We start from the raw sequence: 20661 nt of genomic DNA, 5'->3' as shown, positions 1-20661 counted from the left end.
ATCAATATAAAATTAATACATTAAATATTATTCAAGCTCCACTTTAGTTGCTCCTGCTTCAATAAGTTTTTGCTTGATTTTTTCTGCTTCGTCTTTAGGAACATTAGCAGTCAAATCTTTAGGTAAAGATTCAACCAACTCTTTTGCTTCTTTTAAACCCAATGTAGAATTAACCTCTCTCACAGCTTTAATAACTCCTATTTTTTTACTCGCATCAATTTCTTTAATCACAACTTTATACTCAGCTTTTTCTTGAGCAGCAGGAGCAGCAGCATTATCACCAATAGGCGCCCCAGCACCAACAGCTCCACCAAGAAAAGAACCAGCAGGCAACCCTATTTTCTCTTCTAAAACTTTTACAAGTTCAGAAGCCTCTAATAGGTTTAAAGATAATATTTTATCAACCAAATCACTTGTTACATTACTCATAATTACCACCTTACTTAACAACAAATTTATTTTTTAGAACTATAATAATCCAAAACTCTCATAAGCCTCATAGAAGATGAATTAATAGACAACGCTAACCGAGCAGGAATATCATAAGATATTAAACGCATAATTTTAACACGCAATTCATCCAGAGAAGGCAACTTAGCCAGTTTATTAACATCTTCCACTGTTAACAATTCATTTAAATGAGCTGCGCAAATCACAGACATTTTTTCTTTGTTAGCATTAGTAAAATCAACTATTAATTTTGCAGCTTCTACTATGCCACTAGAGTATATAATAGCAACAGGACCGGAAAATTTGCCTGATAAATAAGAGAATTTACCAGTCCTTTCCAAAGCCAAGCGCGCTAGAGTGTTTTTAACTACTAATACCCCACCTGCTATAGACTTCAGACTATTCCTCAGAGTTAATGAATCATTAGCATTTATAGATTTAAAATTTACTAATATCAAGAAATCATTATTTACAAATACGTTTATTGTGCTCTGTATAAATTCATCCTTATCTTTACGCTTCACGGTATCACTCCCTTAAATTATATCTTCCACTTTGCCTATCTTATAAGCTTTACCCATAGTTGAATTTAAAAAAACACCCTTAAAGTAAATTCCTTTCGCAGAAATAGGTTTATTATCTTTAATTACTTTAAGAAAGGCTTTTAAATTTTCTAGCAAGTCATCAATATCAAATTTAATATTTCCTAATTTACCATGAATAACACCATTTTTATCTGTTCCAAATTTTACCTGACCAGACTTAATGGTTTTAATAGCTTCTGCAATGTTAGAAGTCACAGTACCAAATTTAGGGTTAGGCATCAGCCCTTTAACACCCAATACTTTTGCAATAGGAGTGATTTTTGCCATAAAATCAGGAGTAGTAATGCACCAATCAACATCTAACTTTCTACCTTTTTTTATTTCTTCAACTAAATCCTCTCCTCCTGCAATATCAGCACCAGCTTTTTCAGCTTCTAATAAATGTTTATCTTGAGCGAAAACAGCTACTTTAATATTCTTCCCGATACCTTTAGGCAAAACTACTGTACCACGTACCTGCTCTTCAGATTTACGTGAATCTACGCCTAAATTGACCGCAATATCAACTGATTCATTAAATTTTGCTGAAGCAGACTCAACAATCTTCTTCAAACACTGCTTAGGATTATCATTATATGTATTCATTTACCTAACCTTCCACAACTTCTATACCCATAGATTTTGCAGTGCCTACAACCATTTTCACTGCTGAATCTTCATTATCCACTTTCATATCAACCATCTTGCACTTTGCTACTTTAATTATAGCAGACATAGGTAATTTAGCCACTAATTCTTTACCAGGATTACCAGAACTTTTACTTAATTTAGCCTCCTGCTTAAGTAAATAAGCCACAGGCGGACCGCTGACAGTAAAATCATGAGAGCGATCATCCTTTATGGAAATTCGCACTGTTACTAAATCGCCTACTTTATAATTAGCGTTAGCAGCACTAGTAACTTTATTAAAAGCTTCACAAAACTTAGGAACAGGTATACCACGTGGACCAAGTACTGAAGCAATTTTCGGTCCTGGAACTGCTTTCCCAGCTTCCATAAGTAAGTTAATCTTAGCAACTATAACACTCATAATTAATCCTCTATTTTCTCTACTTGAGCCAGATCAAGCTCTATTATTGTCGGCTTACCTAAAATCGATACTTCCACATTAATAATTTTTTTCTCATCGTTTACCATATTTACCTTACCAGTAAAATTTTGAAAAAGACCATCATTAATTTTCACTTTTTCACCTTTTTCATAACCATAACCTAACTTCCTTGTCTCTTGAGCATTATAAAGTGCATTACACATTGAGTGAATCTCATCATCCAAAATCACCTTTGGAATATTACCGTTTTTCAAAAATCCATAAACCTTAAGAGATTTTGGTATATTATTGATAAAATTCAATACTTCATCGCATAAATTCACGTATAAAAAGACATAACCAGGAAAGCATTTCCTTCGTGTAGCAATTTTCTTAGATTTCAACTCTACTTCACTTAGCTCTTCATATGGAATAAAAACTTCCTTAAAGTAATCATTAACACCCAATCTCATAGAATTTTCCAATATATGTTGGCGCACTTTCTCTTCACAATTGGAAGCAACTCTCAAGATATACCATTTATATCTATTAAATTCTTTACACTTTAAACTTATCTCATCATCTGAAATCATCTCAAAATCACCAGATTCGCCACTGCAGAATCCAGGCGTTTGATTCAAAATATTTTTGCTTTCATCACACAGATGCATATATACATACACTTCACATAATTCTTTTATATCAGACTTTGAATTACATACCGTTTGATAAGGAATAAACACTTCCTTAAAATAAACAGCATTACTTACCAATTCGCGTATGTTTTGCTCATATCCATAATCAACTTTAATGATATACCATTTATATTCACATTCCATAAATAATTCCAAATAAAGCCTTAATTACGTAAAGAGACATAAAATCCACAAAACAGAAGAAAATCGAAAAGCATAATATAACAATCATTACAACAAATAGAGATGACAACACCTCCTGTTTCTTTACCCAAGCAATTCTTCGTATTTCTTGCTTTATATCACAGAAAAAACCACACAAACTTTTTAACATTTCCACCACAACATTAATGCAGGAGCGATAGGAATTGAACCTACAACCTCTGGTTTTGGAGACCAGCGCTCTACCAATTGAGCTACACTCCTATAACTCAAACTCTCACTCCAAAATTTCAGAAACAACACCAGAACCAACAGTTCTACCGCCTTCTCTTATCGCAAAACGCAATCCCTTATCCATTGCTATCGGTACTTGCAATTCTACTTCTACACTCACATTATCTCCTGGCATTACCATCTCCTTCCCATCTAGCAATTTTATGCTCCCAGTTACATCCGTTGTCCTTAAATAAAACTGTGGCTGGTAATTCGCAAAAAATGGTGTATGCCTTCCTCCTTCCTCTTTCTTTAATATATAAACCTCCGCCTTAAACTTTCTATGCGGTGTTATCGTCCCCGGTTTCGCTAATACTTGCCCTCTCTCCACTTCTTCTCTTTTTGTTCCTCTTAACAATATTCCTACATTGAGTCCTGCACTTCCCTTATCCAGCAACTTCTTAAACATCTCAACACCTGTGCATATCGTCTTTTGCGTCGCTTTCAGACCTATTATCTCTATCTCTTCTCCCGTCTTTATCTCTCCCTTCTCTATTCTTCCTGTTACCACTGTTCCTCGCCCCGATATCGAAAATACATCTTCGATTGGCAATAAAAATGGTAAATCCACAGGCCTTGGTGGAACCGCTACATATTCATCTAACTTTTCCATCAATTTATCTATTGATTTCTTTCCATATTCGCTGCTGTCATCCTCCAGCGCCTTGAGCGCTGAACCAACCACCACAGGCACTTCATCCCCTGGAAATCCGTATTTACTCAGTAATTCCCTCACTTCCATTTCTACTAAATCTATCATATCAGCATCAGCAACATCAGCTTTATTTATATACACCACGATATATCCAACACCTACCTGCTTCGCCAGCAATATATGCTCTCTCGTTTGTGGCATTGGCCCATCAACCCCCGACACTACCAATATCGCCGCATCCATCTGTGCTGCACCTACTATCATGTTCTTTACATAGTCAGCGTGTCCAGGACAATCAACGTGTGCATAATGCCTTTTTTCCGTCTGATACTCAACATGCGCTGTTGCTATCGTTATCCCCCTCTTCCTTTCTTCTGGCGCTTTATCTATCTGATCGTACGCTACAAAATTTCCATAATGCTTCGTTATCGCCGCTGTTAACGTCGTCTTCCCATGATCCACATGCCCTATTGTTCCCACATTTACATGCGGCTTTCCAAATGCTTCCACTACTGCTGTCATAATTATTACCCTTAATTATACTCTAACTTTAACTCATCAACCACATATTGTGGCACTTGCTCATAACAAGAAAAATGCATACTATACTGCGCCCTTCCCTGAGACATAGAACGCAAAACGTTGATATAACCAAACATATTTGCAAGAGGTACCGAAGCAGTAATTATTTTACTATTATTACCTAAATCGAGCATATCAGCAACATTTCCTCTTCTACTATTTATATCACCCATAACATCACCCATATATTCTTCAGGAGTAATGATTTCAACTTTCATTATAGGCTCCAGCATTTTTGGACCAGCTTTATTTGCCATCTCTTTAAAAGCACCTTTAGCAGCAAGTTCAAAAGCTAAAGGACTAGAATCAACCTCATGAAAAGCACCATCAAGAAGGGTAGCCTTAAAATCAATCAACGGAAATCCCGAAATTATACCACCTTCTTTTATCAACTCCAAGCCATTTTCTACCCCAGGAATATACTCTTTTGGAATAGCACCACCTACAATTTTACTTTCAAATTGAAATCCAGAACCAGGCTCAAGAGGTTCAAATTTTATTTTAACCTTAGCAAACTGACCAGCTCCACCAGATTGTTTTTTATGAGTGTAATCAATTTCAACAGATTTAGTGATAGTTTCACGATATGCAACCTGAGGAGCACCGACGTTAGCCTCAACGTTAAATTCGCGCTTCATTCTATCAACAATAATCTCAAGATGGAGCTCACCCATGCCTTTCAATATAGTCTGGCCACTTTCCGCATTTACTGACATTCTCAAAGAAGGATCTTCTGCAACCAACCTATTTAGAGCAATACCTAATTTTTCCTGATCTGAAGTGGTTTTAGGTTCTACAGCAATTTCAATAACAGGCTCAGGAAATTCCATACGCTCCAATAATATAGGAAAATCAACAGAACATAAAGTATCTCCGGTGGTTGTTTTCTTTAGCCCAACTAAAGCAACTATATCTCCAGCCCTAGCCTCAGTTATATCTTCTCGGTTATTTGCATGCATAAGTAACATTCTGCCAATCCCTTCAGTTTCGTTTTTTAACGCATTTGAAACGGTAGATTTAGACTTTAATTTACCAGAATAAATACGGATAAACGTCAAGCTGCCTACAAATTTATCCGTCATCACTTTAAATGCAAGAGCAACAAATTTCTCTTTTTCTGAAGGTTTGACCTCAATTTTCTTTTCTGAATCTTTAGGATCAATTCCAACAATTACATCAACATCAATAGGAGAAGGTAAAAAGTCAACCACACCATCTAAAAGTGGTTGTACGCCTTTATTTTTAAAAGCTGATCCACATAACACAGGAACAAATTTTCCTTTAATGGTCCCATTTCTCACGCATTTTTTCAGTAAATCCACTGGCAGATCATTAGACTCAAAGTAAGTATTCATCGCTTCATCATCCATCTCAGCTGCAGCATCTAATAAAAGATTTCGATATTCTTGAGCCTTATCAAGCAAATCAGAAGGAATATCTTCATAAGAAAATTTAGCGCCCAACGTTTCTTCTTGCCATATAATGGCTTTCATAGAAATAAGGTCAATTATACCTTTGAAATCTTTCTCACTCCCTATTGGTAAATGAATAACTAAAGGTGCTGCACCAAGCTTCGTCTTTATCATATCAACACATCGATAAAAATTTGCCCCTATTCTATCCATCTTATTAACAAAGCAGATACGAGGAACGCTATATTTATCAGCTTGACGCCACACTGTCTCAGATTGAGGTTCAACTCCAGCAACTCCATCAAATACAGCAACTGCACCATCCAAAACCCTTAAAGATCTCTCAACTTCAATAGTGAAATCAACGTGACCAGGAGTGTCTATTATATTGACCCTATGATCATTCCAAAAACATGTTGTTGCAGCAGATGTGATTGTAATACCACGCTCTTTTTCCTGCTCCATCCAATCCATAGAAGCTGCACCATCGTGCACTTCACCAATTCTATTTTGCTTACCAGTATAAAATAAAATACGCTCTGTTGTGGTAGTCTTACCAGCATCTATGTGAGCCATTATCCCTATATTTCTGTATTTAGATATTCCAATTTCCATATCACAATTAATTAGCTAACATTAAAAACGAAGATGAGAAAATGCCTTATTAGCTTCAGCCATTTTATATTTTTCTTCGCACATCTTAAACGCACCACCGCGTTTATTATAAGCATCCAGTATTTCAGATTGCAAACAATCAACAGTGGTTTTTCCACTCTTTTTTCGAGCAGCAGAAGTTGCTTTAGCAATCCACCTTAACGCTAAAGAAACCGCTCTATCTTGTCGAACTTCAACAGGTACTTGATAAGTTGCACCACCAATGCGTCGAGAACGCACTTCTATAGAAGGAGTAACATTTCCTACTGCTGTCTCAAAAATTGATAACCCACCTTCGCCTATTTTCTTTTCAGCTAAAGACAAAGCGTCATAGATAATCTTTTCTGCAGTAGATTTTTTACCACATTTCATGATTGTATTAATGAAACGCATCAGCAAAACACTGCCGTAACGCGAATCAGGACTTATTTCTCTTTTTTTTGCTTTATTCCGACGAGCCATAAACTTTAACCAGATTTCTTTACACCATATTTTGAACGAGCTTTCTTTCGATTTTGCACACCACGCAGATCAAGGGCACCTCTTATTATGTGATAACGCACACCTGGCAAATCTTTAACCCGCCCACCACGTATCAAAACAACAGAGTGTTCTTGTAAATTATGACCTTCACCAGGTATATAAGCCGTCACTTCACCATACCCACTAATTTTTACTCTGGCTACTTTACGGAGTGCTGAGTTAGGCTTTCTAGGAGTTGTAGTATACACCTTAGTGCAAACACCTCTCCTTTGAGGGTTGCTTTCTCCCAAAGCTGGTACCTTTTTCTTATGGGTCAATCCTAATCTACCCTTACGTATTAATTGATTTATCGTAGGCATATGTTATAAACTCAAGCTCATTAAAATAACTAAGTTTTTAGTTATAAAATAATAAACCTCAATAGTCAATATAAAAATAAACATTACTACTCTAATAATTAAGCTCAACTGCCTTGAAAGCCATCAGTAGACTTCTTGCACTACCTCCCAAGCCACAACTGTCATTCAGTAGAAACGAAAAAACTTACTTGACACCCTTCGCCAGCCCCATTATCATGGTACTGAAGGTATTTATTTATCTTCAATCTGTGCAGATTAAATGACAACAGTATTACGTAATTGGCGTCTTATTTTTAATTTTTTGCACTATGCACACTTTACTTCTTCACAACGTTTCTGGGTTTTTACCTATATAAGCTGAAACGCGCTTATAAAGCGTTTAAGACAGTATAGTACGCCAATTTGCAGGATTAGAGAGTGACAACTAGCTAATACGGGATATCTTTTGCCTTTTTTTTGCTTAGTAAATTTCTTAAACATTTAAACTAAGGTGAGTTGCATTTAAAAGCAGCTAAATTGCAGTGTTTAAGACTTAAAAAACGCCAATACTGAAAATAGACAATGACTAGGGCTTCTTTTGCCTTTTTTTTGCTTGGTAAATTTCTTAATATTTATGGCAACATGAACTGGGCAGGAAGGTGTCATTCCAGTGCTTGACACTGGAATCCAATTTTCCATATAATCTCATCGAAAATGTTGTAACCACTTTCTGTGCTAGTTTGCTTGCTTACAAGCAAACTTTTCTGGATCTCAGTGTCTGGGCACTGGGATGACAGGGGAGGGAGGCTACTTGGATGACACCATTCTTTTTCCTGGATCCAAGTAGTCAGGGCACTGGGATGACAGGAGAAGGTACTAGGATGACACCCTGACCTCGTCGTCCCGCTACGTGTTAGCGGAATCTAGAGATACCGTGACGGTATGACGTAAAGCTCGCATTAGCTATACTTTTATGCTCACCAACTTAGCTGGATCCAAGTAGTCAAGCTACTTGGATCTGCAAATTGCAATGTTCGTACAGCTGCGTGCTTGACACTGGGATTTAGTGCAGCTACCCTAAACTGGAAGCTCATCTTGCTATTTTTGGCTGAAAGAAACATATTTTTAGAATAATGAAAACAATCAGCACTTTAATTCAAGAAGGATCGGAGTTATTATCGTCACATAAAGTTGAATCACCACATTTAGATTGTGAAATCATCATGCAGCACGTACTTGGAGTGGAAAGATCATTTATAATTGTGAACCATGCTGATCAAGTGCCGATGGAGAAAGAACTTTTATTTTGGAAATTAACAAAAAAAAGAGCGGAAAGATATCCAATATCGCAAATAATAGGTAATCGTGAATTCTGGAGTAAAAATTTTATAGTTAACCAGCATGTTTTAGATCCAAGGCCAGATAGTGAAACAATAATCCTAGCAGTGTTAAAATATTACCCAAACAAAAAACAGAAACTAAAAATTGCAGATTTTGGTACAGGCACAGGTTGTTTATTGATATCCGTACTTAGTGAGTATGAATATGCTGTTGGCGTCGGTTTTGAAAAAAGCTTGGAAGCATATAAAGTTGCCTATCAGAACACAAAAAAACATGATCTTCTCAGCAGAGCCAAAATATTTCCAAGTTCGTGGACAGAGTGCAGAGGTTCATTCGATCTTATAATCAGTAATCCTCCATATATTAAAAGAAGCAAATTGAAAGACTTGCAAGCTGAAGTGCAAAAGGAACCAAGAATTGCCCTTGATGGTGGTATTGATGGTTTGAGCTGTTACTTGAGCATTTTTCCAATATTGAGAAAGTGCCTTAAAAAAAATGGGTTTGCGATATTGGAGATAGGTGAAGATCAAAGCAATATTGACAAAATAATCCCCTCATACGAATTAGCTTTTCAGGAATATGTATATGACTTAGCGGGAATGAAGAGATGCATTGTTGTGAAAAGAACATAGCTAATGTTTTTTTGCCTTCATCCCATATTATCCTATATCATCCCAGTACCCTCTACCTAGTCATCCAAGTAGCGTGACTACTTGGATCTATATTTAACTAGATCCTATGGTCAAGCCATAGGACGACAGGAACGGTTTTATGCATTTTTTAAAGGGCAACATGTTTAAGCTTTGCTGGCAAAATGGAAAGTAAGACCAGCCTCTATACCGTGTGTGTGAAATAGTTGATTACCTATATTTATTTCCTCAGTTACTTTGCTACCTGAGCTAGGATTAAGCTTCTTTTTTTTATCATTATTAGGGTCGTCTACCACTTGTCCTAACCTTTTTGCTGTAAGCTTAATATCGCTACCAATAGCACCAAAACCTCTATATCCGATATGCATATTTACATCTTCGTTTATGCGATAGTCAAAGCCAGCTTTTAATTGACCTGCGGGTCTTATTGACGGTTTTTCAAACATCGTCATTCTTGTTGCACCGATCCCAATACCAACGTAAGGAGAAAAAGAGAAACGGTCACTTTTCCAATGATGATAAACATTTGCCATTACAGATATGTTCTCAATTTGGTCATGACTAACTGCAGCACTATAGAGATAAGTTTCTTTATCAGGATCCTCACCAGTCTCCTTTAGGTATGAAACAGTTATTTGGCTACTTGTTAAACCAATATTATCCACTTTTACAGAAGAATACATCCCTTCCAATTCAGCCCTATAGCTGTTGTTACCCAATTCCCCTGTGTAACCAAATGCCACATTTGCAGCAAAAGGTGGATTATAATCTCCTTTATACTCACTTAGTGACTGACCTTCTGTGTTCTGAGCACCCCTGTCATTTATAGACAAATTTTTGATACCTGTAGTGCTTGTTTTTAGTACGCTTGTGTTATTTAAATATTGACCGTAATACCCACTACCAAAGTAAAACCCTTCTGTTTCACTTGCAAAAGATTGTTGTGACAACAATAAAGCAAATGCTGTAACCGCTAATGTTTTTTTACTAATCATTACTACTCCCCTAGTTAAAATAGCTAATCTAATACTAATTAATTAAAAATGGCTTAATATGAAAAACCTAATTATTTGCATAACTTGCACTTTTCTGAGCTAAAAATAGGCAAAGTTAACCTTACTTCTCGTCATTTTTTAATTTATCCTCATCTTCCTCGTCATCATCTTCAAACTTATCGTCGATATCTTCATCATCAATATCTTCGTCTGCAAATTCATCTGATTCATCATATACTGCATCTTCGGTTTTAGTTTCAGCAGGATAATCAACTGAATTAGGTCCCTCAAGAACATTATTCCCCTCGTTATTAACCTTATCTTTGCTCGCAGCGGCAGAAAGAACTTTATTTGGGTCATATGGTTCTTGTGTAGGCACACGAGTTTGTTTGAGCAGCCTTCTTGTGAAGGTGGTATCACTGTAGTACAAAATTTTCTTTGATTTAATTGGGTAAGTCGACTCTATTAAAATTATCTGATCGTCACGTGGCAACATAATAACTTCTTGAGGCAATAGCAATGCTCTCTGTATTTCAGAGATATGTAATGACCTTGAAGCAGGATTTAAATCTAAAAATTTAGGCTTATTCAACGATTCTTGTTGTACAGTTTTGTTTCCTATAAGTTGCGATATTAAATTAGCTGTTTCAATATTATTGGCTGCAAAAGTTATTCTGTAAGTCGAGTTTGACAAAAAGGAGTTCATCCCTGCTTCTTCGTATATTCCTTTGAGCTGCTCAGTATCTTGAACAATTAAGAATAACCTAACTCGATAACCACGAAAATATGCAATACCTGTTTGAAATTGCTCCATTTTTCCAAGTGTAGGAAACTCATCCATTAAAAACAATACGCCATAAGGCTCGTCATCCGATGGCAATTTTCTACATAAAAACTCAGTTGCCTGTTGGTAAAAAACCTGCATTAAAGGCCTGAGCCTAGTCAAGTTGTCAGGAGTTAAACCAACATAAACTGTAATTTTCTTCTTTTTAAAATCTAGAATATTAAAATCACTTGACGCAGTTGCAGTATCAATCAATGGGTTTACCCACAATTCAAGTGATGAGTTCATGGTTGATACAACACCTGACCTTTCTTTATCAGCTTTTTGTAAAAAAGCTGCAATATTCATATATGCTACAGGGTGTAGTATTTTACCCATTGTATCAAGAGCAACAGCAAGATTATAAACCACGTCATCACTACGCATCGTACGCACAACTTCACCAAAAGATTTAACTTTCTCTGGTGCAGCAAGTAAGTATAATACCACTCCAACAAATAAGCTTCTTGCTTCATTCTGCCAAAAGTCTTGTTCAGGCATGATTAGGTTAGCTATTTTCTGCACATCGTCAACCATCTGCCCAGGTTTTTCACTAATCCATTGTAATGGATTGTAACAGTGACTTATTCCATCTGGCTGCGCTGGATTCCATACGTATACTTTTTGTCCTTGTCGTTCTCGCCAACCACTTGTTATTTCATAGTTTTCTAATTTTATGTCGTGTACAATTACCGAGTCAGTCCAAAATAATAAATTAGGAATTACAAAGCCAACACCCTTACCAGAACCTGTAGGTGCAAATAACAATGCATGCTGAAACCTATCAGAAATGAAGTATCCTCTTTTATCTTTACCAAGCAATAATCCCTTTTTGCTTCTTAATCCTGCTTTTCGTATGTCTTTCTCTGATGCCCACTGCGAATCTCCATGAAGTGATTCCTTCTTTTTAAATGGTCGCCACTCAATTATCCTTTCTCTTAAATTCCATAAGATAATCATTAAAACAATGATAGGCAGTGCAGAAGATATAATTAATGTGATTTTGAGCTCAAGGCTATATAACTCTGGATGATGCCAACAATATTGTATATGATTAAAAATCGTTGGCCAAAGAGCTTGAGGGAAAGGCGTCAAACTAGGATTAATTGCCTTAAAATCCACAGCATCCGGACCATCAGCAAACAGAACAAACAATATACCAGATAGATAGAAGCAAAACTCAAGTACGCTAAAAGCTACTACACCTCCTATGAGAATATTACGTAGGTGATTTCTATTACTCATAAACTACTCTTCCTTAACTTATGTATAAATTTAAGCATTTTCACTCGCAGATCTAGTAAATAATATCTCAGAAATGCTTCTTTTGCCCCCACCGGTTCTTTTTAGCTGAATAACAATATCAATCACATTTCTAATGTATGGTATAATTTGGTCTGGAGGAATGCCAAGGTTTGCTTGCATAACCATCAGTTTTATTTGCTCAAGGGCCATTGTTGGACTATCCGCATGAAGGGTTGATATTGATCCAGGGTGACCAGTATTTATCGCCCTAAGAAAACTAAAAGCTTCCGCTCCACGGAGCTCACCAACTATTATTCTGTCTGGCCTTAAACGTAAGCACGCTTCTATCAAATCTTGAGTGGTTACTTTTGCTCTGCCCTGCCCTCCTTTAGAGGCAATTAGATGGACTTTATTGGGATGATCGTTCAAAACGATTTCCCTTGCATCCTCAACAGTAATAATTCTTTCCTCATCTGGAATAGCACGCAAAGTAGCATTAGTAAAAGTAGTCTTACCAGTGGAAGTTCCACCACTAATTATAATATTTTTCTTACTTATTACAGCGTATTCTAAAAACTCTTTTATTTTTTTTTGCCTTAACAATAAATCCAAATGACGGTCAACTGGATTATCAGTTGCTTCTGTAACAGTTTCAGAAAAAGCCCCCATTTTTTCGTAATCATCGAGTGCTAACTGCATGCTAGAAGGCTTACGAATCGACATGACTACTTTATCAGGTTCACATGCTGGCGGAAATACTATCTGTATACGATAACCATTTGGTAATGTTGCCGAAAGTAACGGCGCTTCTTCGCTAAGTTTTTGTTCTGTAGCTTGAGCAATCAGTCTGCCAAGAGATTTCAAATGGTTAAGATCGAATACTTCTAATTTTTCACACCTTATTTCACCGCGATTTTCAATCCATACTTCCTTTGGCTTATTTATTGATATTTCATTTACGCCTTCTTCTTGAAATATGCCTTGTAATGGCTCCAAATATGTATCAAGTGCAGCATAGTTCATTTCATTGATTTAATATTGCCTGTGGAGGAAATACTATATCTTGGTTAACAAATACTTTCAATGCAGTGCCTTGATCAACATAAATAGTTGGTTTTTTATCTGTATATCTGCCCACTACATCCCGCATATCTTTAGAAAAATCCTCGATTGATTTCCCGATTGCTTCATCATAAACAGACTTGCTTTTTCTTTGAATTTGTTCTAACAGTTGATTTACAATTTCCAGGCTTATATTTACCTCGTCTTCTTCAATTCCTAGTGCTTTTGCTATTTCCTCTTTCATTATTTTTAGTAAATCTTGTCTGCTTTTGGCACTCCGAATTCTTCCGATAGCCCCAAGGCCTAATTTCCATTTGTCACTAGATATCTTCTTTTCTGGGTCAATAATGAGTTGGAGAGAAGAAAAATCTATTTCGGTTGCAGTGATAGACTTTACTGCATCTCTGACAGTTAGCGTATCAACAAGATTAGAAGCCTTTTGCCCTATAACAGCAGAACCAATCGAAACACCAGCAAGTGTCACCGAAGAGAATAACGCACTTACTATTTTGTTATCAACTATTCCTGCTATTCCTGCTCTACCAAGCTCGTCAGTACTAAGTGATGAGATTGCAATATCTATTCCATGTGGCAGAATCACTCTATTCCAGTTTATATTTACACGAGATTTAGCAACATTCGAGTCAAATGAATAACTGCCTATCAATCTTGAGCCTTTAGGTATTAAAACTGTATCACCAGTTTCTGCATAAACATCTCTACTCACCATAGCACGCAGCATTCCTTGCAGATCAGAGTTTATTGCAGTTTCAAGAACAGCATCAATAATTTTACCTTGAGTAATCATTAAACCAAGCTTTCCCACTCTGGTAGCTTTGCTCGATTGTGCTGAAGTGTCGGATAAAATAGCATCAGCAGCCTTGTTCTCTCCACTACCACCTGAAATTGTCAACATCTGTGCACTACGTCTGTCTCTAGGATAACCGCCACCCCCTATTGTAGGAAACGAGGTAGGTAAATTGCCCATAACATTACTAGAAGGAAAATTTTGCTTTGGCAAAATAGGTATATTTGACACAGGAGTTTCTTTTGGTTTCTCTTCTTCTTTTTTCATCACTTCTTCTTTTCTAATTTGTTTTATTTCTGGTATGATTAGTGGTGTAGGAAGAGGAGGTAAGGGTGGTAAGGGATCAGTTATTATTCTTTCAGGAACCATTACATTATCTGGAACTTGTTCCAACTTTCCTTTCAATTCTTGAACGTTTTGCTTTGTTTCCTCTTTTTTAATAACTTCTGAACCCTCTTTAGGAGAAGGACTAAAATAGAGATAATACACTCCACCAGCCAGAAGCACTAAAATAATGACCATCAATGCCCTATGACCTTGATTAGAGCCAACTGTTACTACCTTATTCTCTATTTCTGATTCATCTTCTGAATTGTTACGCCTTTCTTTATTCATATTGCATGTACCACAGCTAAAGTGACCTATTTATAATTTCAACTTCACCATCTTCATAACGCATAAATAGCTTTTTATGTACTCCTTTTATTATAACATAATCACCAAATAACAGCCTTTTACAAGGTTTATCCTCCCCTTCTACAAAAACCTGAGGTATTTTATTATTATTTCTAAATTTTAAATAGGTTAAATAACCATCATCAAATAACTCGATCGGAACTATATCCGCATTACCACCTTCATCAATATATGTATAATTGTACTTCGTATCATTTTCTTGTATTATTTTTTCTAGCTTGTCTGTAGTATATTGCATTTGAGTAGGTAAAGAAACCTCATCTAAATCAACATCAAATTCACCTTCTTCTTGAGGATAATAAAAACGTACTACGTAAGATATATCCTTTTCAGCAGAATAATCGTGATCTACTTTCTTAGCATCAGTATCCGGGTATTTATCGTAGTTTGGCCTTGAGATTAAATCAAAAATGTAATTTCTTTTTTTAGTTGTCGTAATAATCATGTTGGTGCGACTACTAACTTCAAATGGCATGATAAGCAATTTATTGTCATAAGGATTAATTTTCCAACTTGATGCATCACCAACAGCGATATTTTTAACTTTTTCTCCTTCCGCAAATTCAATATAAGAATAGTAACCCTGACTAAAAACCACCGTAAATACTTCATTAGGGCTATACACAAAAGTCTTTATTCTACTATCTATAGAAATAGGCTCATTATAATTAATGGATGCGTTTAAATTGCCACTTACAAGTAAAGCTAAAACTAATAATATCCTATACATATTCATCATCTACTCTATATGAAATAACTTGAAATCCTAATGGGTTAATATATCTTTGCTGATTATCCATTTCAAGCGATGCATATCTATATGACATAATAACTATCTTATTTTTTCTCGTAGAACTTCCATCTTTCCGTGTAAATTCCACAAAAAATCTCACCTGAAGAGCATCGTTACCCAACTTTTGAATTGAGCGAATTTTAAATTCACTTTTGGTATCTGAATATAAATTAAAAAGATCATCCATATTCTGCGATCCTACATAATTTCTAAATTCATTATACACATCAGGTGAGGAAAACAACCTCACCTTTGTATAATAGTTATAATTATAATGATATGGATCAAAAACCTCCCTTGCTTTTATATACTCTGAAATAAAATAATCGTTTAGCGCTTCATCTGCAGAATACTGTTTTACTGTGACAGGATCAACCAATTGCACTATTCCTGATTTCTTGTCAATTTCTATAACAAATGGCTCAATAGTGCTACTTGTGCTAATTTTAAATATGACTAATATGCTGATAGAGATCGTTGCTAATAATATTAATGCAAATAAAAGTAGAATATTCCTTTGAGCAATAACTGTGCTGTAGCGGTTTGAATTCCAATTTATATCCTTATCTAAGGATTCAGTATTTTTTTCTCGCTTAAAAAATCTTAGCATTTTAGTATTCCTAAAAATCTTAACTTATGTTAATAAACATAGCAAATTAACAAAGTAGTTACAGCAAAAAAGCTAAAAAACTCTTAATCTATGGCCTAATTTACCAAACTTTGTCTCCATATATGAATCGTTATATTTATTACGTTCCACAATAAGTGGTAGACACTTTGTAACTCCTATACCACTACTTTCCAATTCTGACAATTTCCTATCATTGTTTGTAAGTAATTGGATTTTGTTAATGTTCAATTTCTTAAGCATTTTAGCTGCAACAGCAAAACTCCTTTCATCATCTTCAAAACCCAATATTCTATTTGCATCAACAGTATCAAGATTATGTCCTCTTTGCATACTGTACGCTCTTAACTTATTAGTTAAACCAATGCCTCTTCCATCTTGCATCAAATACAATATAATACCACTTCCAGAGTCAGCTATCATTTGAATTGCTTGATGTAACTGACTTCTGCAATCGCATGACAAGCTATCTAACAAGTCACCCGTATAGCACGAAGAATGAATTCTCACTAATGGTTCGTCATCTTTATCTGGATTGCCAATGATAATTGCATGATGTTCTCTTCCACCACTTTCGGTTCTATAAGATATGATATTTACTTCTTGAGTCTGTTTTAAAAATAATGATGTTTTGCACACTTCATATACATCCTGATTTTCTTGAAAATTATTTATGAATGACGTGTCCAGTGCAATAACGTCATTTTTCTCGCACCAATTTCGCATTTCATGGTTATTCTCAAAAGTCATATCAGCCACTAACGCGTATGGCAATAATTCTGAGAACTTAAGCAAGGCAATAGCACATTCATCTATTGTCTTTGAGCATTGCAACTCTTTTATGCAATCTTCCTTTGAACAGTTTATTAAATAGAGCAGTTCATCAAAATTATTCACCAACAGACGTTTGCTGTTATGTTCTTTATTCTGAGATATGTATTTTACCTTACTTGAAGTTAAAGTAACATATACATTACTTGATGTAAGCTTGTATTGATTAAATAAATCTCTTTCTAAAGCCTCAGCAGCAGCAAACAATAGGTAATTACTTTCATCATATATTACAATTGGCCGACCGCGCCTGATTTCGCTGATAGCTCTTTCTACCTTATTGCTACTCTGATTTCCTATAAACATTTTTACCCATATTAAACAGCGATAAAAACTGGTGCGGCCGAGAAGACTTGAACTTCCAAGGCCTTATGAGCCACAGCGACCTCAACGCTGCGTGTCTACCAATTCCACCACGGCCGCACTATATTCTAGTTTTTATATAATTATTTTAAATTACTTAATCATTTTAGAATTTTTCATCTAGAGTGTCAATCTGATACTAGAATAATTTAGAAATTGTTTGTATAATTTGATTATGAATTTTGTGATTATAAATTTTAATCATTTAAGATAACCTTACTACTAATTTTTAACTTAGGTTTTTATACAAATGAATATAGCTAATATCTTTATTTTTTTAGCTCTCTCTCTTATAACTAGCTTTCATTTCGTCCATGCACAAATATTATACACATGGTCTCAAGTTATCCCAGAAAATAAACTAAGCATACGCGCAATTACGGACAATGACATGTGTCCCATTGTTTATGTTGATGGCGAGGAAACAGAAATGCTGAATCGCAGCTCAATTAACAATGGTGGTCATAACGAAACAGTTTGTGAACTGACAGTACAAACAAGTGCCAAAAACATTAGTATTGAGGATCTACGGGTTCCTATATTACCAAAAAAGGTTAATAAAATTGCTTTCATTGGTGACACGGGCTGTAGAATAAATATGTTATTTCAGCAGGAATGTAATTCGGTAGATAGCTGGCCTTTAAAAAAAAATTTAGATTCAATCGCCCTTCATAAACCAGATTTAATTATCCATGTTGGTGATTATCATTATAGACAAACAAAATGTAGAAATACAAAAAAGTGTGGCGATATTTATGGATATAATAAAGAAGTTTGGTACGCTGATTGGTTTGAGCCTGCAAAGGATATTTTATCACAATCCCCTTTCCTTTTTGTTCGTGGAAACCATGAGAGTTGTGATAGAGCTTATGAAGGATGGTTCAGGTATCTAGATTCATACCCCTTTTCGTCTGAAAAATGTGGAAACTTCGTTTCTAGTTGGTCCTTAGATGCTGGACCGATGAAATTTTTTATCTTCGACTCTTCATCCGGTGAGGATATTTTTACAACCCAAAGCACAATTGATGCTTTTGAGAGGCAATTTGATAAATTGATACAAAATAGTTCTGACAAGCCCATGTGGTTTTTAACTCATAAACCGCTTTGGAGATCTCCAAAAAAAGAATTTTTGACATTAAAAAGCCATGGTAATCTTACACAAATCGAAGCTTTTGGAGATAAATTTCCAAGCAATGTTACTACCATAGTTTCTGGCCACATTCATATAGCCCAGATTTTATTAATGGATAATGTTCCAGACCAAATTATAGTTGGAAACGGTGGTGCATCATTACACGCTCAAGATCAAGAATCTGTTTATCAAAATGTAGAATTTGACTATTCAAATGGTAAAAACTACTTAGCACACGAGGTTAGAAACTTTTTTGGCTTTGGCTTTGCAATACTAAATTTAGATGATCACGAATTTACCTTCTATAATCAACACAATAAGGAAATGTATTCTGCGAAGCTAACAGAAGATTTTAAACTTAAACGGATTAAAACTATAGTCGATTCATTTTAGGATTTGTTATTAGCTATTTTAAAAACGCTACTTAAACATTTTTTTTAATCGATTGATTTCATCAGCAAATTTTGAGTCGGTCTTTATAAAATTTTCTACTTGTTTTACTGCATGTATAACAGTAGCATGGTCTCTGCCACCAAAGTTTCTCCCAATATCTGGTAGGCTTTTTTGCGTAAATTTTTTGGCAAAATACATAGCTATTTGTCTTGGCCTTGCAAGACTGCGAAGCCTTCTATTGGATTGCATATCTGCAACCTTTATATTGAAAAATTCAGCTACTTTCTTTTGTATTTCTTCTATTGTGACTGACCTATGATTTGACCTAAGAAGATCGATTAGGGTTTCACTAGCTGATTCTACCGTCATACTTCTTCCAATTAATGAGGTATGGGTAACCTTATTTAATGCTCCTTCTAATTCTCTTATATTAGATTTTATGTTCCTTGCTAAAAACTCTAGGACATCTTTCGGAACATACATATTCATCTGCTCCACTTTTGCCTGCAATATACCAAGCCTTAATTCAAAAGTTGTTTCATTAATATCTGCCACCAACCCCCAACCGAGTCGTGATTTTATTCTTTCTTCCACTCCATCAAGATCACTAGGAGACCTATCAGCTGATATAACCAATTGTTTATTTTGGTCTATCAATGCATTGAAAGTGTGAAAAAATTCTTCTTGTGTACTATCTTTACCACTGATAAATTGCACATCATCTACCATCAATACATCTACTGATCTAAATTGCTCTTTAAATAACATAATATCTTTGCTTCGCAGCGCTGTAATATATTGGTACATGAATTTCTCTGCTGATAAATACACCACTTTTCTTTTTGCTGATGGGGAATTGACTATGTGCCAAGCTATAGCATGCATTAGATGTGTTTTACCAAGTCCCACTCCACCATATAGAAACAAAGGATTGCTGCCTAATATTGGATCTATAGATTCTGCCACACGCTTTGCCGCCGTAAATGCTAATTCATTTGGCTTTCCCACTACAAAATTATCAAAGGTGAACCTTGGATCCAGCGGCGAACCAAGATTATGATTACTTTCCTCTCTGTTTTTTAGTATAACATTAAAATTTGAATTCCTCTCCTCAATTACTTGAATATCAATAGAACGTATACTTTTATCTTCGCTTTGCCATAATGATAATATTTTTTTCATGTAATGAACTGTAATCCACTCTTTTATAAACCTTGTTGACACGGATAAAAGAACTTCCCCATTTCTGCTACTGACAAATTTTAGTGAACTCAGCCAGCTATTATATGTTGCTTCTCCATAAAGATTATAAAGACAATTTTGGATTTTTTCCCAAGTAACATTGTGATCCGTTACTGTAATAATCTGATCAAAAAACATAGTAGAAACCTTAGGGCTAGTTAAGTTCATATACCACACCAAGAAAAAAGCAATAATTAGAAAAATATAAGATAATCAATAGCTTGCTGCAAAATGAAAAGCTAATACTACTTAATACATACTAAAAATTATGGTGATTTTTTGATGGGTTGTAAAGGGTATAAAAACATTAAAATTGATCA

Annotated in this window: 21 protein-coding genes and 2 tRNA genes; 2 read left to right on the top strand and 21 right to left on the bottom strand. The window is 35.4% G+C overall.

Features of this window, described 5'->3' with window-relative positions:
• Nucleotides 1-27: 27 nt before the first annotated feature.
• The 12 genes from rplL to L0Z58_RS00060 form a co-directional block, all read right to left on the bottom strand.
• Complete coding sequence (gene rplL / locus L0Z58_RS00115; protein WP_007551887.1) at nt 28-429, bottom strand: 50S ribosomal protein L7/L12; 402 nt, start codon at nt 427-429, stop codon at nt 28-30.
• A gap of 26 nt (nt 430-455) precedes the next feature.
• Nucleotides 456-974 (bottom strand): 50S ribosomal protein L10, encoded by a 519-nt coding sequence (gene rplJ / locus L0Z58_RS00110; RefSeq protein ID WP_006279539.1) that lies wholly within the window; start codon nt 972-974, stop codon nt 456-458.
• Between the two features lie 12 nt (nt 975-986).
• Nucleotides 987-1640: a 50S ribosomal protein L1 gene (rplA, locus tag L0Z58_RS00105; RefSeq protein ID WP_010962311.1), complete on the bottom strand. Its 654-nt coding sequence runs from the start codon at nt 1638-1640 to the stop codon at nt 987-989.
• Nucleotides 1641-1644: 4 nt separating this feature from the next.
• On the bottom strand, nt 1645-2085 hold the full coding sequence (locus L0Z58_RS00100; RefSeq protein WP_006279541.1) for a 50S ribosomal protein L11: 441 nt from the start codon (nt 2083-2085) through the stop codon (nt 1645-1647).
• A gap of 2 nt (nt 2086-2087) precedes the next feature.
• Nucleotides 2088-2924, bottom strand: a complete 837-nt coding sequence (nusG, locus tag L0Z58_RS00095) for a transcription termination/antitermination protein NusG (RefSeq protein WP_041580602.1) — start codon at nt 2922-2924, stop codon at nt 2088-2090.
• A complete protein-coding gene (gene secE, locus L0Z58_RS00090; protein WP_022626186.1) occupies nt 2914-3114 on the bottom strand; it encodes a preprotein translocase subunit SecE in 201 nt (66 codons plus the stop codon). The genes nusG and secE overlap by 11 nt, the downstream gene beginning before the upstream one ends.
• A gap of 19 nt (nt 3115-3133) precedes the next feature.
• Nucleotides 3134-3206: transfer RNA gene (locus tag L0Z58_RS00085), tRNA-Trp, on the bottom strand.
• 13 nt (nt 3207-3219) lie between these two features.
• The gene (tuf, locus tag L0Z58_RS00080) at nt 3220-4392 is read right to left on the bottom strand and encodes an elongation factor Tu (protein ID WP_010962309.1); all 1173 of its coding nucleotides are present in this window, start codon (nt 4390-4392) and stop codon (nt 3220-3222) included.
• 11 nt (nt 4393-4403) lie between these two features.
• On the bottom strand, nt 4404-6479 hold the full coding sequence (gene fusA, locus L0Z58_RS00075) for an elongation factor G (RefSeq protein WP_010962308.1): 2076 nt from the start codon (nt 6477-6479) through the stop codon (nt 4404-4406).
• 21 nt (nt 6480-6500) lie between these two features.
• Nucleotides 6501-6980: a 30S ribosomal protein S7 gene (gene rpsG / locus L0Z58_RS00070; RefSeq protein ID WP_007549313.1), complete on the bottom strand. Its 480-nt coding sequence runs from the start codon at nt 6978-6980 to the stop codon at nt 6501-6503.
• 5 nt (nt 6981-6985) lie between these two features.
• Nucleotides 6986-7360: a 30S ribosomal protein S12 gene (gene rpsL / locus L0Z58_RS00065; RefSeq protein ID WP_006279787.1), complete on the bottom strand. Its 375-nt coding sequence runs from the start codon at nt 7358-7360 to the stop codon at nt 6986-6988.
• Between the two features lie 525 nt (nt 7361-7885).
• Entirely contained in the window at nt 7886-8038 is a 153-nt protein-coding gene (locus L0Z58_RS00060) for a hypothetical protein (protein WP_007549315.1), read from the bottom strand.
• A 434-nt stretch (nt 8039-8472) separates the two neighbouring features.
• Between L0Z58_RS00060 and prmC the strand changes: the two genes are divergently transcribed.
• Entirely contained in the window at nt 8473-9312 is an 840-nt protein-coding gene (gene prmC, locus L0Z58_RS00055) for a peptide chain release factor N(5)-glutamine methyltransferase (protein WP_010962305.1), read from the top strand.
• A 164-nt stretch (nt 9313-9476) separates the two neighbouring features.
• Here the strand turns inward: prmC and L0Z58_RS00050 are convergent, their stop codons facing one another.
• The 8 genes from L0Z58_RS00050 to L0Z58_RS00015 form a co-directional block, all read right to left on the bottom strand.
• A complete protein-coding gene (locus tag L0Z58_RS00050) occupies nt 9477-10325 on the bottom strand; it encodes a P44/Msp2 family outer membrane protein (RefSeq protein WP_010962304.1) in 849 nt (282 codons plus the stop codon).
• Between the two features lie 121 nt (nt 10326-10446).
• Nucleotides 10447-12393, bottom strand: a complete 1947-nt coding sequence (locus L0Z58_RS00045; protein ID WP_010962303.1) for a type IV secretory system conjugative DNA transfer family protein — start codon at nt 12391-12393, stop codon at nt 10447-10449.
• Between the two features lie 30 nt (nt 12394-12423).
• Nucleotides 12424-13416 (bottom strand): P-type DNA transfer ATPase VirB11, encoded by a 993-nt coding sequence (gene virB11, locus L0Z58_RS00040; RefSeq protein WP_010962302.1) that lies wholly within the window; start codon nt 13414-13416, stop codon nt 12424-12426.
• Nucleotide 13417: 1 nt separating this feature from the next.
• On the bottom strand, nt 13418-14878 hold the full coding sequence (locus tag L0Z58_RS00035; protein ID WP_010962301.1) for a TrbI/VirB10 family protein: 1461 nt from the start codon (nt 14876-14878) through the stop codon (nt 13418-13420).
• 16 nt (nt 14879-14894) lie between these two features.
• The gene (gene virB9, locus L0Z58_RS00030) at nt 14895-15695 is read right to left on the bottom strand and encodes a P-type conjugative transfer protein VirB9 (RefSeq protein WP_173862889.1); all 801 of its coding nucleotides are present in this window, start codon (nt 15693-15695) and stop codon (nt 14895-14897) included.
• Nucleotides 15682-16362: a VirB8 family type IV secretion system protein gene (locus tag L0Z58_RS00025; RefSeq protein WP_010962299.1), complete on the bottom strand. Its 681-nt coding sequence runs from the start codon at nt 16360-16362 to the stop codon at nt 15682-15684. The genes virB9 and L0Z58_RS00025 overlap by 14 nt, the downstream gene beginning before the upstream one ends.
• A gap of 72 nt (nt 16363-16434) precedes the next feature.
• On the bottom strand, nt 16435-17517 hold the full coding sequence (locus L0Z58_RS00020) for a GTP cyclohydrolase II (RefSeq protein ID WP_010082649.1): 1083 nt from the start codon (nt 17515-17517) through the stop codon (nt 16435-16437).
• A 29-nt stretch (nt 17518-17546) separates the two neighbouring features.
• Nucleotides 17547-17634, bottom strand: a tRNA-Leu gene (locus tag L0Z58_RS00015).
• A gap of 190 nt (nt 17635-17824) precedes the next feature.
• On the opposite strand from L0Z58_RS00015, the gene L0Z58_RS00010 reads away from it, so the two are divergent.
• On the top strand, nt 17825-19099 hold the full coding sequence (locus tag L0Z58_RS00010) for a metallophosphoesterase (RefSeq protein ID WP_022626184.1): 1275 nt from the start codon (nt 17825-17827) through the stop codon (nt 19097-19099).
• 27 nt (nt 19100-19126) lie between these two features.
• Here the strand turns inward: L0Z58_RS00010 and dnaA are convergent, their stop codons facing one another.
• Nucleotides 19127-20509 (bottom strand): chromosomal replication initiator protein DnaA, encoded by a 1383-nt coding sequence (gene dnaA / locus L0Z58_RS00005; protein ID WP_010962298.1) that lies wholly within the window; start codon nt 20507-20509, stop codon nt 19127-19129.
• Nucleotides 20510-20661 lie beyond the last annotated feature (152 nt).

The sequence above is a fragment of the Wolbachia endosymbiont of Aedes aegypti genome (assembly GCF_021496215.1).
GTDB lineage: Bacteria > Pseudomonadota > Alphaproteobacteria > Rickettsiales > Anaplasmataceae > Wolbachia > Wolbachia pipientis.
This window is presented reverse-complemented; position numbering and strand designations above follow the sequence as displayed.